The organism is Roseovarius sp. PS-C2 (genome assembly GCF_018862045.1).
Classification (GTDB): Bacteria; Pseudomonadota; Alphaproteobacteria; order Rhodobacterales; family Rhodobacteraceae; genus Roseovarius.
The window spans coordinates 2514-18361 of the sequence record NZ_JAHKSQ010000009.1 but is presented as its reverse complement, the minus strand read 5'-3'; the positions used below and the strand labels follow the sequence as shown (position 1 = coordinate 18361).

Genomic DNA, 15848 nt, shown 5'->3' with positions numbered 1-15848 from the left:
GCCGGATATCCGGGTTTCCTTTCGTCATTCTAAAGCGCCTTCGGTTCCGGGCAATATGACTCTCAGGACGGTCAGAAGCCTGCGTTCACCGTCGCGCGTCTCCCAGTGAAAAGAGGCCCCTTCCGACAAGCCGATCAACGCTATTCCGATCGGTGTCATGACCGAGATCATACCCCGCCCGATATCGGCCTCTTCGGGCAGCACGGGAACGACCGTTTTTTCCTGTCCTGTGCTTTCGTCGCGGTAGATGACGGTTCTTCCCAACGCGATCACGTTCGACGGAAGTTTCCTCTCAGGGACGACGCGCGCGCGTCCTAGTTCGTCAACCAACAGATCGGCGAGATCCGGATTGCGGCTATAGGCGGCTTCGACAAGCGCTTCGAGATGTTCAAGCCCACTTTCGGACAGGACGACGCGTGGCCGCCGTTTGGTGACTTTCCGGGGTGCGACAACTGGGGTCATGAAGGGTTCTCCATCAGGACAGCGCCGCATTTTGCGGACGCCGTATTGGGTAAAGGGTATCGGGTGTATGAACCGGCTGTTCGCCGGATCTATGTATGCTCGGGCGCGTGCGGCGTTGTGACATTCAGAACAACCACTGTCCCGATGTCACCGTCCTCGTTCAGAAGGGCGCTTTTCTGAAGGGGCTTCATGCCAAGCAATGTCGCGCCCAGAAGAGTATGAACCGGCAGCTCTCCGGCGCGACAGACCAGCCCGAAGCTCAGCACACCTTTGACGGCTCCGGCTCCGCTGATCATGTGGGTGACTTCCCGCCCGCTGGTGGCCAGAGAGGCAGGCGCCGGGTCAGGTGCCGGGCGGGAATTGCGCAGCTTATGCTGCAGTAGTCCGATCAGGATCGGCGAGTACACCACGTGACTGTTCGCCGCGAAACGCAGAAAGCGCTCGATCCCGATGCGGTCGGCAACGGTAAGCGAATATTCGGAGCTTCGGCAATGTCCGAGAAACTGCGACGCGTTGGTGTCGGTTGCGTGGTATGTGAATTCTTTTGATACAGTCATGGTTTCCCCCGGGGTGTCCCCCACATTCTCAGTCAGTAACTTGAGAAATCCCCGAGTGGTCGCCGTACGCTAAAGCGCGCGGACCGCCCGGGGCAACGGGCGGTTCAGAAGAAGAAACCGAAAATGATTCTCATGCGAAACCATGGGGGAAAGCCTAGCACCGAAACTTTGCCAGTCAACGATCCGGGCTTGTTCGTCAAATTGATCGAATTTGACTGTTTGAATAATTTCTTGATTTGCAGATACTTGGCGCGATTGTTCTAGGCTCCAGATGGCGGGCCGATTTGTGATGGGTGGATTGACAATCTACAGGAATTATTGGTCACCATCGCCCGATAAACTCGGGAAGTCGGTGGCATGTTTTGCAAGGATAGCGGAATGAATTTTGGAAGTTTCACCAACCGGACAAGACAGATGGTGGCGGGATGCCTTGTATGTCTGGCATTCGCGGCCCCGGCGCGGGCCGATGCGCTCCTGGACGAGGCGGTATCCTTCAACGGCGCCATCCTGCATTTGCAAACCGATGTGCCGGGGCTGATCCTTGGGGCGGTGCGCGGCGGAGAGGTTGCTGTTGCGGGCTTTGGGGAAACCGAACGCGGCAACGGCATCGCGCCGGATGGTGACACCGTTCTGCGCCTTGGCTCGATCACCAAGGTGTTCGCCGGGGAAATGCTGGCCCATGCCGTGACGCGGGGTGAGGTCGGGTTTACCGATCCCGTCGCGCCGCTCCTGCCCGGTCGGCTGGGGCAGGCGGCGGGTGGGCATCCGCCCATCCGTTTGATCGACCTGGTGACCCATGCCGGGGGATTGCCCCGCGAAGTGCCCCGCAAGGACAGCCCGCCCGAGGATCCCTTTGCCACGATCACCTATGATGCCTTTGCCGATTGGCTGGAAGACAACCCGTTGCAGTTCGCGGCCGGCACCAGCATCGCCTATTCCAATGTCGGCTTCGATCTATTGTCGGCAGCGCTGTCGAATGCTGGTGGGGCATCCTATGCCGATCTGTTGGCCGAAAGGATCACCGGACAGGTTGGAATGGATGATACCGAGTTCGACGTGACCCCTGCGATGAAAGGCCGCCTGATGTCGGGCCATGCGCCGACTGGTGAGCCGCTTCCCGATGTGCCCACCGGAAAGGTCATCACCGGATCGGGCGGGCTGCGCAGTACGGCCAATGATCTGCTGAAATGGATGCAGTGGCATTTGGACAGCGCTCCCGAAGGTGCCGAAGTACGTTTTCTCGATCATGCGGTCTATGTGCAGCGGGACGGGATGGAAACCGTCCTGTCGATGGACGAATCCGGGCGGATGGATGCGATGGGCCTGGGCTGGGTTGCGATGAACGCCACCGCCGAACATCCGTTCATCCTGCAAAAGGCTGGCGCTCTGCAAGGGCAGATGTCGTATATCGCCTTCGCGCCGGAACACGGCACAGCGGTTTTCGTGTCGATCAACCAGTTCGATTTCGCCGCCGCCTATGCGATGACCGATCTTGCCAATGGATTGCTGGCGGACCTGAGCGGGTACTGAAAATGCTAAGTAACCCGGATTTGGCATATCTGGTGGTTGATCCGGCAATTCACCGGGCAGTCAGTTCGATGCACAATCCGTCAACGGAAACGTATACCCCAATGCGGGAAACACCCTTTGCGTTTCATATCCGTCCTCTTGTGCCGCAAAGATGGCCGACGGCTCCCTGACGGCGACCGCCGCCGGAGTGCCGTCCTCCGCCCATGAGACCGAATAGAGTTTCACGAAAACAGAAGCCCCGCCATTGTCGATCACCGCAAGACTCGCGCTCATGCATTCGCTTTTCACGCGGCTCCTGACACATTGAACGGTTTCGGGGTCCCGGTGCGGCCAATTGGACACAAAGATCAGGCGGCCGTCTTCGATGGTGACGGTTCCCCCGCCATTCACTTCGTCATACGGGACCGTACAGTTCCAGGTTTCGGCGTGAACGGGTGCGGCCAGACAGGCAAGAATTGTCATCGGATAAATGGGTTTCAAGATACGTCTCCTTGTCTTGTGCGGTCGCAAATTGCCCGACCCACAAATGCCAGCCCTTTGACGCATACAGGCTCATCGGGATGATAGCCCGTCTGCCCTCCGGCGCAAAGCGAGGTGTTTCACCTATGAGGACGGGTGAGAATGTCAGTGCTTTTCAAAATGCGCTGGCCCGGTATCCTGCACCCATGCGGTATCCGGCGGTCATATTGATAAGCCTGTGGGCCTGCCTGTCCGGCACGGTCAGCGCGGCCGATTTGCGGGTTCTGACATCCCTGCCGCCCAGCGTGTCGGAGCCCTATGTCGATCTTTTCACATCCCGGACAGAGAATGGCGTCGCGCAGGTGCTCAACAAGAACACCATTGCCGGGATCGACGAGATATTGCGCGGCAACGAACGCGGCTTCGATGTGTTCTGGGCGTCTTCGCCAGAGGCGTTTGAAATACTGTCGCGCAGCGATGCCTTTGCCGATGACGATGTGTGCGGGCCGGACGGGCCGCCGCCGGTGGCCGCATTCGCGCTGTCCTCGGTCGGATGGGCGCGGCGTACGGATTCGGACCTGTTCATGCCGGCCGAATGGAATGACCTGACGCGCCCGTTATACCGCAATCGTCTGGCGATGGCGCGCCCGGCGCGGTCGGGATCGACCCATATGCTGATCGAGCAGCTCTTGCAGGTCAGGGGCTGGCAAGACGGCTGGGCCTTCATTCTGGGCATGTCGGCCAACCTGTCCACACTCACGGCGCGCAGTTTCGGGGTGCCCGACGGGCTTGTGAACGACAGGTTCGATATCGGTCTGACGATCGACTTTCTGTCGCAGGCCAACAGCGCCTTTCTGAGGTTTCAGTATGGGCGGCCCCTAGTGGTCGCGCCTGCGCAGATCGGGATTTTGCGCAATGGCCGCGATCCGGATGCGGCCTGTGCCTTTTTGAGCGCCGTACTGTCGCGGGAAGGGCAACTGACCCTGCTTTCACCCGGAATTTCGCGCGTGCCCTATAACCCGGATATCCGCGCCGATGTGAAAGACAGGCTGCCCACGGAAATCGTGGATGCGTTGAAACTGACATGGTTCGAATACGATGCCGAAACTTCGGCGGATCGCTACTGGGCGGTGAATACTCTTTTCGACCTGATGATCACCGAACAACTGGATCGCCGCCGTACGCTCTGGCGTATGCACCATGACCTGAAACCATATGCACCGACGGCGTCCCTTGATCGGGTTCACGAACTGCTGACCACCGTCGTCGCCACCGAAGACGAGGCCACGCTGGCGACAGGGGCCGATGCGGGGTTGCGCAACACCTCGCTGATCCGGATGGACCCGCATATGCGCTCGCTGGCAGAGGATTGGCGGGCGCGGGTCATTGCGCAGCTTGAGGATGCGGAACGTGCGCTTTTGGACCTCCAGCAAAGGTATCTTCCATGAAGCGCCTGTTCGACCGGCTGCTGCCGAAGATCTGGACACGGCTTTTCCTGATGATCGTCACGGCGGTTCTGTTGACATGGGCGGTGATCGGGATCGCACTGTATTGGCTGGGCAATGCCCAGGCTCTGGTTCACACCTTCAGCACCGAACATACGCCCCGATTGATGCAAACCACCGATCTGGCCGCGCAGGCTTCGGACCTGGCGGTGCTGAGCAATCGGATCCTCTATTCAAACGCCGATACGCCCAATACGTTCGAAAACGATCTGCGGGTCTCGGTGGATCAGTTGAACCAGATGCTGCGCTACTCCTTCAGCACACCCGAGATGCAGGCGCAATCGCTGGACCTGCAAAGGCAACTGGCCGGGGTGATCCGGTCACTGGATCGCGCCCGCCGGTTCGAGACTACCTTGCGCGGGCAGGTCGATAGGCTGCGCTGGATCAACGTGGATATTCAGGACGAAACCACACCGCTGGTCGCAGACTTTTCTTTCAACATCGCGGCATTGATCCGTGGTCTGACGCAGGAAAACGACCCTGCGGAACGCCGCAGGCAGGCCGAGGTCCTGATGGCCGAACAGGCGCTTTACCGCACGTTCGTGGATATCGGCACCGAAGCTTCGATCGCAAGCACTCTGGCGGTGGAAGGTTCGGCGAGCATGCAGAACGAACAACTCGAACAATTCGCCGGTCTTTTGTCGGATGCGCTGAGCCGCCTCAACGGACAGCTTCAGGGGCTGCCGCTCAAGGCGGAGTATGTCACCTTGCGGCAGTCGATCGAGGCCTTGAACCAGATCACCGTCGGCCAGGGCAGTATCGTTTCGGTCCGCCGCAACTGGCTGGAGGAGCGCAGAATTCTCAGTCAGCAGCTTGAGGCCAGCCTTTCGGGCCTGTCCGCGCTTCAATCGCTTGTTCAGGATCTGTCTGCGGATCGCCGCGCCGAAATCCTCAGTACGAGCGAGGCGTTCGAAACCAGCGCTTCGCGCACGGTTCGTCTTTTGGTGGGGATGACGATATTCGCGGCATTGGCCGCGCTGATCATCCTTTTCGCGTATATCCGTCCCGCTATCATTCGCCCGCTGGATCACCTTACCGCCGCGATGCGCGCAATCGCCGAAGGGCGGCAGCCCCGCCTTGTGGATCTTCCGGCGCGCAACGATGAAATCTCGCAGCTAGCCGGTGCGGTCGCGGCCTTTCGCGATTCTGTGCAAGAGCGGGACCGTGCGATCGAACAGCTTCAGCAAACCCAGTCCGAGCTTGTTCAGACGGGCAAGATGGCCGCGCTTGGCAACCTGTCGGCGGGGTTGTCGCATGAGTTGAATCAGCCGCTTGGGGCAATTCGGCAGCGTTTGCACATGACGGGGAAGGCACTTGAGCGCGCGGATGTGGCGACGGCACAGGACCAGACGGCAAAGATCGACGATCTGGTTGCCCGGATGGAGCGCATCATCAGCCATTTGCGGCGTTTTGCGCGTGCCTCGGAATACAGGCGCGACACGATCCGTCTCTCGCAGGTGATCGACGCGGCCTGCGAATTGCTGCGCTCACGGCTGGACGATCACGGGATCACGGTCGAAATCGACGATACCCTGAACGACATGACCGCCACCGGCGATTTCATTCTGATCGAACAGGTTGTGGTCAATCTGGTCTCGAATGCGATTGACGCGATTGCGGCCACGTCAGGCCCCGCCTGTATCGTCTTTCGGGCCGAGCCCGCAGCGCCGGGCAATGTGGCCTTCTCGGTGCTGGATACCGGAGTGGGTCTGGGCGATCTGGAGCCCGAACGCGCCTTCGATCCGTTCGTGACAACCAAACCCCCCGGCGAAGGTCTGGGTCTGGGGCTGTCCATTTCCTATAACATCATCACCGGAATGGGCGGCGGCCTGCGCCTGGCGCACCGGGCACAGGGCGGCACGCGCGCCACGGTCATCTTGCCGAAAGGGACATGAGCCATGACGGATGAAAAGCTGATTTATCTTGTGGACGACGACAAGGATTTCCGCGAAGCCACATGCGAGTTTCTGGAGGCCGAAGGCTTTCCGACCGCCGCGTTCGAACAGGGCGATGCGATGCTGGCGCAGCTCGACCCGGAATGGAACGGCATCATTCTGTGCGATTTCAGAATGCAGAACATGGACGGGCTCGCGGTTCTCGAGGCGGCCCGCAAATCTGCGCCGGGGGTTCCGTTCGTCATGTTGACGGGTCATGGCGATCTGCGCACGGCCATCGCCGCCACCAAGGCGGGGGCGTATGATTTTCTGGAAAAGCCGGTGCAGCCCGATTACCTGCTCAGCCTGCTGCGCCGGGGGTTGAAGGTTCGCAAGCTCGCCGTGGAAAACAATCGCCTGCGCCGCCGGGTGGCGCGCTACAGCGATATGCGCTCGCGTCTGATTGGCACGTCGAAGGCCATGAAGGCCTGCCGCAATGAGTTGCTGAACGTGACGCCGTTGCCCGTGACAGTCACGCTTCACGGCGAGGCGGGCACCGGCAAGGAACTTGGCGCGCGCACGATCCACGAGTTTTCCGAACTGACGGGCGAGTTTCACACCATCAACTGCGCGACTGCCACCATAGACAGCCTGCGGGCCGAACTGGAGCGCCAGACCGATCCGCAAGACACGCTGTTCATGCGGTCTCTGCATCAGATGGATGCCTTTCTGCAAAGCCATCTGGCGGAGTTTCTGCGCCAAGGCCAACGCCCGCGTGTGATCGTGTCGATGATCGGCGATCCCGATGCGCATATGGCAAGCAGTGTCCTGACCAGGGAACTTTACTATCTGATAAATGTCGCGACGATCTGCCTGCCGCCGCTTCGCAGCCGCGACAGGGATATTTTCATCCTGCTCGAGAATTTCCTTCGCACCGGGGCGGCGCGATTGGGGAAAAGCCTGCCGCATGTCGATACGGCGCTGATCGAGCGCTTCCGGGCGCATGACTGGCCCGGCAATGTCCGTGAACTGCGCAATGTGGCCGACCGTTTGGTGATCGGTCTTTCGGTCGACCTCAAGGCCACGGCCCGCGATGCGGGGCTGACAATGTCCTATGACGACGCCATGCGCGATTTCGAGCGCAGCCTGCTGGAGCGCACACTGGTGGAAGCGGGCGGGCACAAGGGCGATGCGGCTGCAATGCTGTCGATCCCGCGCAAGCGGCTTTATCTGCGGCTCAAGGCGGTAGGCCTGTCCGAATAGGTCAGTTTTGACCCAAGAGGCGGGTCAAAATCGACCTAAAACCACCCTCAAATCCCGATTCTTGCAAGAAATTTGATCGCTTGTCCGCTTGCCAACACAGTTTCCGGGCGCTGGAGGAGCGCAAGGATATCTGGGAGGGTTCCATGAAATTGAAGCATTTGTTCTTCTCGTCACTGGCCGCGACTGCACTGGCGGGTGGCTCGGCTGTGGCCGAAGGGTCGATCACGGTCATCACTTCGTTCCCCGACTCGATGACAGGCCCGATCGAAGCGGCCTTCGAGGCGGCACATCCCGAATACGACCTTGAGGTTCTGAACAAGAAAACCTCGGCCGGGGTGAAATACATTCAGGAAATCGCAAGCGATAACACCGCCGATATCTTCTGGGCGTCGGCGCCGGATGCGTTCGAGGTTCTGAAAAGCGACGGTATGCTGGATCAGGTGCAGATCGCATCCGAAGGCATTCCCGACAAGATCGGGGCCTATCCGCTGAACGATCCCGATGGGTATTACTTCGGCTTCGCGGGTGCGGGATATGGCATCATGTGGAACGAACGCTATCTCAAGGCGCACGACCTGGAGCCCGCCCGTGAGTGGGAGCAACTGGCCGATCCCAAGTATCACGGCCATGTCGGCATGTCCGCGCCATCGCGGTCTGGCACGACGCACCTGACCGTCGAAACCGTCTTGCAGGGCGATGGTTGGGATGACGGCTGGGCCAAATGGAAATGGATCGCCGGGAATTTCTCGACAGTGACCGAACGCAGCTTCGGGGTGCCCGACGGGGTGAACACCGGCAGTTTCGGTTTGGGGATCGTGATTGATTTCTTCGGGTTCTCGTCAAAGGCGTCGGGCTTCCCCGTCGATTTCGCCTATCCGACGATCACCGCCCTGGTTCCGGCCAATATCGCCGTGGTGAAGAATGCGCCCAATCAACAAGGGGCCATCGCCTTTGTCGAGTTCCTGCTGACCCCCGAAGGGCAATCCGTGCTTCTGGATCCCGCGATCATGCGGCTGCCGATCAACCCGGCGACCTATGCCAACGCGCCCGAAGGGTTCCCCAACCCGTTCGAGGATTCGACCATCGGCGCCAGCGTGAAATTCGACGTCGAGAAATCCGGCGCACGCTACAATCTGGTCAACTCGATGTTCGACGTGATGATCACCTATCGTCTCGATGACCTGCGCAGCGCCGTGAACGCGATTCAGCAGGCCGAGATGAAACACGCGGACGGCGACAATGCCGAGGCCAAGGCCCTGATCGCCGAAGCCCGCAGCCTGATCGAGGCCAACCCGATTGACGAAGCCACCAGCCTCGATCCCGATTTTGCCGCGATCTTCACCAAGAAGCGCCGCAAGGCGACCGACACGGTCGAGGGCCGTCAGGCCGAGGTCGAACAGGAATGGGACGCGATGGTGGTCGAAAACTACCGCCGCGCCCGTGAACTGGCCGACCAGGCGGCAGCCATGTAATCGCTCTGCCGGCCCGGTTCGGGCCGGTCTCACCCTCGCCGTTCAGCACGGCGAGGGGTTTCGGGGAAGGTGGGAAAAATGCCAAGCATGAACAGGTCTACACCCGGCGCGACCGCCGGAATTGCCGATCGTTTGCCCAAATGGCTAGTGCCGAACCTGTCGGGCCTGCATATGGTGGCGCTGTTTATCGCGCTGCTGCTGATCGGGTTGCTTCTGGTGCCGGTCGCGCAGGTGATGATCGTCGCCTTTCAGGATCCGGCAACCGGCGCGGCGACCTTGCAGAACTTTCTGGATTTTTTCCGCACGTCCCTGTTCCGTGAAAGTTTCTGGAATTCGTTCTATGTGTCGGCCATGTCGGTGGTGGTGGCCACCGCGATTGCCCTGCCGCTGGCCTACATCACCACACGGTTTCATTTTGCCGGTTCCGTTTTGATCCAGAGCCTGGGGTTCATTCCGCTGATCATGCCGCCCTTTGTCGGCGCGGTCGCGATGCAGTTGATCTTCGGGCGCAACGGCACGGTAAACCTGCTTCTGCGCGATTACCTCGGGTTCGACATTCCGTTCATGGAGGGCCTGAACGGCGTGATCCTCGTGCAGTCGATCCATTATTTCCCGTTCATCCTGATCAACCTGTCGGCATCGCTGCGTAATATCGACCGCTCGATGGAAGAGGCCGCGCAGAACCTCGGTTCGCACGGGATGCGGCTGTTCCGGCGGATCGTCTTTCCGCTGGCGATGCCTGGCTATATCGCCGGGGCGGCGCTGGTTTTCATCAAGGTGTTCGACGATCTGGGAACGCCCCTGCTTCTGAACGTCAACAACATGCTGGCCCCGCAGGCCTATCTGCGGATTTCGTCCATCGGGATCAGCGATCCCATGGGATACGTGATTTCCGTCATTCTGGTGGTCTTCTCGGTTCTGTCACTTTGGGCGTCGTTCCTGTTCATGCGCGGCAAGGATTACGCCACCGTCCAGAAGGGCGGTGGCGGCATGGCCAAGCGCAACCTGAAACCGGCGGAAAAGATGCTGGCCTATGGCGTCGTGATCTTCATCCTGCTGCTGGTCCTGACACCGCATATCGGCCTGACGCTCTTGTCCTTCGGTACGATATGGTCTTTCGCGCCGCTGCCTGACGGCTACACCCTGCAGAACTACGTGACGATGTGGGAAGGCTCGAAAACCTTCATCTTCAATACCCTGCTCTATGCCGGGATCGCCGCCACCGCAGACGTAATCCTTGGAACGGCGATTGCCTATATCGTGCTGCGCACCAATATCTTTGGCCGCAAGGGGCTGGATTACCTGGCGACGGCGGCACTGGCCGTGCCCGGCGTGGTGCTGGGGATCGGGTATCTGCGGACCTTCCACAGCGTCGATGTGCCTTTCGTGGGCGAGCCGCTGGCGAGCTGGTGGGTGGTCATCGCCCTTGCATTGATGATCCGTCGCTTGCCCTATGCCCTGCGCGCCTGCATGGCGGCACTGCAACAGGTCAGCCTTGCGCTGGAAGAAGCCGCCGAAAGCCTGGGGGCCACGAAAAAGCGCACCATCTACAAGATCGTCGTGCCGCTGATGAAGGGTGGACTGCTGGCGGGGTTCGTGACCAGTTTCGCCACCGCGGCTGTCGAATTGTCGGCCACCATCATGCTGGTCAGTTCCAATCAGGATGCGCCGCTGGCCTATGGCATCTACCTGTTCATGCAGACCCCATCGGGACGCGGGGCAGGGGCCGCGCTTGGCGTGGTGGCGGTGCTGCTGGTGGCGGCTGGCACGCTGGCCTCCCAGATCATTATCGAACGCGACAAAAAGGCCAAGGCTTCGGCCGATATGCACTGAAAGGCGGAGACGGAAGAATGGACCAGACCGGCATCAAGATCGAAGACCTGCACCTGTCATTCGGCGAGACACAGGTCTTGCGCGGCGTGAACCTCGATATTCGCCCCGGAGAGTTTTTCGCCTTTCTCGGTCCGTCCGGATCGGGCAAATCCACATTGCTGCGCGCGATTGCCGGGTTCGGCCCGACGCCACAGGGGCGTATCCTGATCGGGGATCGCGATGTCGTTGGGCTTGACCCGTGGAAGCGCAATGTCGGCATGGTGTTTCAGTCTTACGCCCTCTGGCCGCATATGAGCGTGCGCGACAATGTCGGGTTCGGTCTCAGGGAACGCCGGGTGCCCGCAAGCCAGATCAGGGGGCGCGTGGATGCGGCGCTGGATCTGGTGGGTCTGGCGCATCTGGCCGACCGGATGCCCAACCAGCTATCGGGCGGACAGCAACAGCGCATCGCCCTGGCGCGCACGGTCGTCGTCGAGCCCGAGGTTTTGTTGCTGGACGAACCGCTGTCCAATCTCGATGCGTCGTTGCGGGTGCAGATGCGGCGCGAACTGCTGCACCTTCAGCGCAAGCTGGGCCTGACGACCATTTTCGTGACCCACGATCAGGAAGAGGCGAACACCACATCCGACAGGATGGCGGTTCTGGATGGCGGTGTGATTCAGCAGGTCGGCACCCCGCAGGAACTGTACGACCGGCCCGCCAATCTGTTCGTCGCGAACTTTCTGGGCACCGCCAATATCTTTGAGGGCCGGGTCGAGATCGATGGCGACGCCGCGCGGTTCCACACGAAAACCGGCGAGGTGCTCACGATCCCGGCCTCGGGCAATCTGGACGGCAGCAACGTGGTCTTGCGCCCGCAGAACATCTCGATGACACAGGCCCCGGAACCGGACGCCCTGAAAGGCGAGGTGCTGCACCGCGAATTTCTCGGCAGTCAGATCCGGTATCTGGTCAAGGTCGCGGGCACCGAGATTGTCGTCGATCAAAGCCACAGCGCCGGGCGCGACTGGTTCGATCCGGGGGCGCAGGTGCATCTGGTCGCCAATACCTCGAGCGCGGTAATTCTCTGAAACAAATACAGGCAGTCAAAATGAACCCAAGTCCCGACGTCTATCTCTTACGGCATGGCGAAACCGTCTGGAACAAGGCGGGTCGCATTCAGGGTCAGATGAATTCCGACCTGACCGATCTGGGCCGCGAGCAGGCAAAAACACAGGCCGGTATCCTCAAACGGCTGGAGATCGGGCTGGACGATATCGGCCTGTTTTGCAGTCCCCTGACCAGAACCCGTGAAACCGCTGCACTTGCGCTCGAGGGGCGGGATTGCACCATCGACGACCGCCTGATCGAAATCGGATGCGGCGCGTGGGAAGGGCTGACCCCTGCCGAACGCGCCGCTCGTGATCCCGAAGTCGTGGCGCGCTGCGAAACGGATCTCGACCTATATTTCAATGCACCGGGCAACGAGGGGCTGTCGGCGGTTCAGGCGCGGATCGCTGCGTTTCTGGCCGACCTGACCGGCCCGGCCGTGATCGTGTCGCACAAGGTGGCGCTGATCGTCATGCGCGGCCTGCTGACGGGCCTGCCAGATGACAGGCTATCCGAACTGACCTCCCGGCAAGGGACCGTGATCCATATCAGCGGCGGGCAGGAACGTCATTACGAGTGACCCATGCCCCCGGATGTGGACGGTGGGTGGCTGAAAAAGCCAATGCAGCGTTGATGCGGGCAAACTTCAGGGAACTGGACAGGTCCATCAGCGCGAAAGGCCCTTCACCGCCGACTGAAACAGGACTCGGACATATTGATCCCGGCCATCTTCGGACAGCGCAAGCTACCTCCCTCGATCTACCATTCGGATGAGACCTTCATCTACAACGGCCCTCTGCGCATGCGGTATGTCCTCTACAGTTTTGGCCCATGTCAGGAGACCGGCGAGTTCGAGCGTGTATGCAAGCTTGACGCAAAAAACGACGCGACCAACATGATGCCGCATGCTTTCAATGCTCAGCTTTCGTCGGTCGCCCGGCAGTTTGAAATACCGGGCGATATGGAGTTCCGTTGGACCGGCGAGGGTTGGGAAATGCGCTGAACATCAGCGCCGAAAAGGTACAACGGTGCGACCGCCGGAATGGGGCCGTGCCCCTGCGCTCATTTCCTGTTGCGCATGGCATCCTGCAGTGCCGCGCCAAGGGCACTTTGGCCGTTTGACCCTTGCCCGCTCCTTTGCCGGTTCTGCCCCTTCGGGCCACGGCCCGGATTTGCATTGCGCGGGGGTTTCTTGTCCGCCGGGGGCTTCGATCCGCCGTTGTCCTTGCGCATGCTCAGGCCGATGCGTTTGCGTGCCACGTCCACCTCGGTCACGCGGACCTTGACGACATCGCCGGTCCTGACCACCTCATGCGGGTCCTTGACGAAACGGTCGGCCAGTTGGCTGACATGCACCAGCCCGTCCTGATGCACGCCGATATCCACGAACGCCCCAAACGCGGCGACATTGGTGACCGTGCCTTCCAGCGACATGCCAGGGCGCAGGTCTTTGATGTCGTCGATCCCGTCGGCAAGGCGGGCGGTCACGAAATCGGGGCGTGGGTCACGGCCCGGCTTTTCCAGCTCGGCAAGGATATCGCGCACCGTGGGCAGGCCGAACCTGTCATCCACGAAATCTTCGGCGCGCAGCCCCTTCAGGGCCTCGGGCGCGCCCATGATGGCGCGGATGTCGCGCCCGCAGGCCTGCACGACGCGGCGCGCGACATCATACGCCTCGGGGTGGACCGAGGTGGCATCGAGCGGCTCGTCACTGTCGCGCAGGCGCAGGAACCCGGCGCATTGTTCAAAGGCTTTCGGCCCCAGCCCGGACACCTTGAGCAGCGCCTTGCGGGACGGGAATACGCCCTCTGCATCGCGATGTGCGACGATGGCCTGCGCCAGCGACGGACCAAGCCCGGCCACACGCGCCAGCAGAGGCGCCGACGCCATGTTCAAATCGACGCCCACGGCGTTCACCGCATCTTCGACCACCGCTTCAAGCGTCTGCGCCAGCCGCCGCTGGTCCACGTCATGCTGATACTGGCCGACACCGATGGATTGCGGCGTGATCTTCACCAGTTCGGCCAGTGGGTCTTGCAGCCGCCGCGCGATGGACACCGCACCGCGCAATGACACGTCGAGATCGGGAAACTCCTCGGCGGCCAGTTCGGAGGCGGAATAGACGGATGCGCCCGCCTCGGACACGATCACGCTGGACGGGCGCGGTGTGCCTTGTGGCCATCGTTTCAGCGCATCGGCGACCATCCGTTCGGTCTCGCGGCTGGCGGTGCCATTGCCGATGGCGATCAGTTCGATCCCATGTTGGCGGATCAGTTCGAGCACGGCAGCCTCCGCGCCCCGCAGATCGTTCTTGGGCTGGAAGGGATAAAGCGTCGCCGTTGCAAGCAGCTTGCCGGTGGCATCCACGACCGCCGCCTTGACGCCGGTGCGAATGCCCGGATCAAGCCCCAGCGTGGCGCGCGGCCCGGCGGGGGCGGCCAGTAGCAAATCCTTGAGATTACGTCCAAAAACGGCAATCGCCTCGTCATGGGCGCGTTTGCGCAACTCGCCCATCAGATCGACATACATCGTCAGGCTCAGCTTGACGCGCCATGTCCAGCCCGCCACCTCGCGCAGCCACGCATCCCCCGGCGCGTTGCCGGGGATGCCGATGGCCGCCTCGACCATGGTGATCGCGCGGGGCGCGCCGGTGTCGGGATCGGGGGCGATGTCGACGGTGACGATCTGTTCCCTAGCCGCACGAAGGATCGCCAGCGCGCGGTGCGAGGGGATGCTGACCCATGCCTCGCGGTGATCGAAATAGTCCGAGAACTTGACGCCCTCCTGTTCCTTCTCCGGCTGGACACGGGCCGAGATGATCGCCTCGGCACGCATGAAGTCGCGCAGGTGGCCCAACAGGTCGGCGTTTTCGCTCAGGTCTTCGGTCAGGATGTCGCGCGCGCCCTCAAGCGCCTCTTTGGTCGATGGAACGGCCTCGGTGATGTAGCCGCTGGCCAGCTCTTCGGGGGCGGCATTGCGGTTGTCGAGAATGGCGCGCAACAGGGGCTCAAGCCCATTCTCGCGGGCGATCATCGCCTTGGTGCGCCGCTTGGGCTTGAATGGCAGGTAGATGTCTTCGAGCGCGGACTTGGTTTCGGCCTCGGCAATGGCGCGGGCCAGCGCATCGGTCAGCTTGCCCTGTTCTTTGATCGATCCAAGGATCACCTCGCGCCTGGCCTCCAACTCGCGCAGATAGGTCAGCCGATCCGCCAGCGTGCGCAACTGCGTATCGTCCAGCCCACCCGTCGCCTCTTTGCGGTAACGGGCGACAAAAGGCACCGTCGCGCCACCATCCAACAGGCCCACGGCGGCGGTCACCTGATCGGGGCGGGCGTTGATATCGGCGGCGATGCTGCGGGCGATACGATCAGCGGTCTGTGTCAATTCCGGCGTCCTCTGCTTCGTTGAACGCGCAGGAATACTCAGGGTGAATGAAAGAGGGAAGGGGATTTGTCGCGACCCGGTTTAGAATGTGCCCGGTGTGAGCGATACCTGAACTGCGACTCCTATTCCTTTTGAGGGTAGGGACGTTGGCCCATTTCCTCCATCATCTTTTCGCGGAACACTTCGGCGGGTGTCTTCCAACCGAGGCATTTTCTGGGTGTCGCGTTGAGGCGGTCGCAGATCATTTTCAATTCATGATCTGAGACCGCCGTGATGTCGCGCTTTCTCGGCAGCCATCTTCGCGCACGTCGATTGGTGTTTTCGACGGTCCCCTTCTGCCAGGGTGAGGAGGGGTCACAAAACCAGGTCTGCGTTCCGATCTCGGCCTGAAGGTGCGGCCAGCTGACAAATTCGCTGCCG

14 protein-coding genes are annotated in these 15848 nt (G+C 61.2%); 9 read left to right on the top strand and 5 right to left on the bottom strand.

Annotated features, from left to right (window positions below):
• Positions 1 to 24: 24 nt before the first annotated feature.
• Positions 25 to 462, bottom strand: a complete 438-nt coding sequence (rnk, locus tag KPG71_RS15865) for a nucleoside diphosphate kinase regulator (protein WP_216339100.1) — start codon at positions 460 to 462, stop codon at positions 25 to 27.
• Positions 463 to 551: 89 nt separating this feature from the next.
• On the bottom strand, positions 552 to 1019 hold the full coding sequence (locus KPG71_RS15860) for a hypothetical protein (RefSeq protein WP_216339098.1): 468 nt from the start codon (positions 1017 to 1019) through the stop codon (positions 552 to 554).
• A 378-nt stretch (positions 1020 to 1397) separates the two neighbouring features.
• On the opposite strand from KPG71_RS15860, the gene ampH reads away from it, so the two are divergent.
• The gene (gene ampH, locus KPG71_RS15855; protein WP_216339096.1) at positions 1398 to 2549 is read left to right on the top strand and encodes a D-alanyl-D-alanine-carboxypeptidase/endopeptidase AmpH; all 1152 of its coding nucleotides are present in this window, start codon (positions 1398 to 1400) and stop codon (positions 2547 to 2549) included.
• Between the two features lie 60 nt (positions 2550 to 2609).
• On the opposite strand, the gene KPG71_RS15850 is transcribed toward ampH, so the two are convergent.
• On the bottom strand, positions 2610 to 3029 hold the full coding sequence (locus KPG71_RS15850; protein ID WP_216339094.1) for a hypothetical protein: 420 nt from the start codon (positions 3027 to 3029) through the stop codon (positions 2610 to 2612).
• A 185-nt stretch (positions 3030 to 3214) separates the two neighbouring features.
• Here KPG71_RS15850 and KPG71_RS15845 point away from each other — a divergent pair, with 185 nt between their 5' ends.
• The 8 genes from KPG71_RS15845 to KPG71_RS15810 all read left to right on the top strand — a co-directional run bounded on the left by KPG71_RS15845 (position 3215) and on the right by KPG71_RS15810 (position 13047).
• Positions 3215 to 4456 carry an ABC transporter substrate-binding protein gene (locus tag KPG71_RS15845; RefSeq protein ID WP_216339092.1) on the top strand — a complete coding sequence of 414 codons (1242 nt, stop codon included), beginning with the start codon at positions 3215 to 3217 and terminating at the stop codon, positions 4454 to 4456.
• Positions 4453 to 6408, top strand: a complete 1956-nt coding sequence (locus tag KPG71_RS15840) for an ATP-binding protein (protein ID WP_216339090.1) — start codon at positions 4453 to 4455, stop codon at positions 6406 to 6408. The genes KPG71_RS15845 and KPG71_RS15840 overlap by 4 nt, the downstream gene beginning before the upstream one ends.
• A 3-nt stretch (positions 6409 to 6411) precedes the next feature.
• Positions 6412 to 7650 carry a sigma-54 dependent transcriptional regulator gene (locus KPG71_RS15835; RefSeq protein WP_216339088.1) on the top strand — a complete coding sequence of 413 codons (1239 nt, stop codon included), beginning with the start codon at positions 6412 to 6414 and terminating at the stop codon, positions 7648 to 7650.
• Positions 7651 to 7793: 143 nt separating this feature from the next.
• On the top strand, positions 7794 to 9122 hold the full coding sequence (locus KPG71_RS15830; protein ID WP_216339086.1) for an ABC transporter substrate-binding protein: 1329 nt from the start codon (positions 7794 to 7796) through the stop codon (positions 9120 to 9122).
• Between the two features lie 87 nt (positions 9123 to 9209).
• Positions 9210 to 10955, top strand: a complete 1746-nt coding sequence (locus KPG71_RS15825; protein WP_216339084.1) for an iron ABC transporter permease — start codon at positions 9210 to 9212, stop codon at positions 10953 to 10955.
• Positions 10956 to 10972: 17 nt separating this feature from the next.
• Positions 10973 to 12025, top strand: coding sequence for an ABC transporter ATP-binding protein (locus KPG71_RS15820; protein WP_216339082.1), 1053 nt, complete (start codon positions 10973 to 10975; stop codon positions 12023 to 12025).
• Positions 12026 to 12045: 20 nt separating this feature from the next.
• Positions 12046 to 12624, top strand: coding sequence for a histidine phosphatase family protein (locus KPG71_RS15815; protein ID WP_216339080.1), 579 nt, complete (start codon positions 12046 to 12048; stop codon positions 12622 to 12624).
• Between the two features lie 135 nt (positions 12625 to 12759).
• Positions 12760 to 13047 (top strand): hypothetical protein, encoded by a 288-nt coding sequence (locus tag KPG71_RS15810; RefSeq protein WP_216339078.1) that lies wholly within the window; start codon positions 12760 to 12762, stop codon positions 13045 to 13047.
• Between the two features lie 59 nt (positions 13048 to 13106).
• On the opposite strand, the gene KPG71_RS15805 is transcribed toward KPG71_RS15810, so the two are convergent.
• Together KPG71_RS15805 and KPG71_RS15800 are read right to left on the bottom strand one after the other, a co-directional pair.
• A complete protein-coding gene (locus KPG71_RS15805) occupies positions 13107 to 15428 on the bottom strand; it encodes a Tex family protein (protein WP_216339076.1) in 2322 nt (773 codons plus the stop codon).
• A gap of 122 nt (positions 15429 to 15550) precedes the next feature.
• On the bottom strand, positions 15551 to 15848 hold a 298-nt coding region (locus KPG71_RS15800), incomplete at its 5' end, for an IS30 family transposase (RefSeq protein WP_216339074.1).

Coding starts and splice junctions, on each gene's coding strand:
- rnk (WP_216339100.1), bottom strand. CDS start 462: ATGACCCCAGTTGTCGCACCCCGGAAAGTCACCAAACGGCGGCCACGC.
- KPG71_RS15860 (WP_216339098.1), bottom strand. CDS start 1,019: ATGACTGTATCAAAAGAATTCACATACCACGCAACCGACACCAACGCG.
- ampH (WP_216339096.1), top strand. CDS start 1,398: ATGAATTTTGGAAGTTTCACCAACCGGACAAGACAGATGGTGGCGGGA.
- KPG71_RS15845 (WP_216339092.1), top strand. CDS start 3,215: ATGCGGTATCCGGCGGTCATATTGATAAGCCTGTGGGCCTGCCTGTCC.
- KPG71_RS15840 (WP_216339090.1), top strand. CDS start 4,453: ATGAAGCGCCTGTTCGACCGGCTGCTGCCGAAGATCTGGACACGGCTT.
- KPG71_RS15835 (WP_216339088.1), top strand. CDS start 6,412: ATGACGGATGAAAAGCTGATTTATCTTGTGGACGACGACAAGGATTTC.
- KPG71_RS15830 (WP_216339086.1), top strand. CDS start 7,794: ATGAAATTGAAGCATTTGTTCTTCTCGTCACTGGCCGCGACTGCACTG.
- KPG71_RS15825 (WP_216339084.1), top strand. CDS start 9,210: ATGAACAGGTCTACACCCGGCGCGACCGCCGGAATTGCCGATCGTTTG.
- KPG71_RS15820 (WP_216339082.1), top strand. CDS start 10,973: ATGGACCAGACCGGCATCAAGATCGAAGACCTGCACCTGTCATTCGGC.
- KPG71_RS15815 (WP_216339080.1), top strand. CDS start 12,046: ATGAACCCAAGTCCCGACGTCTATCTCTTACGGCATGGCGAAACCGTC.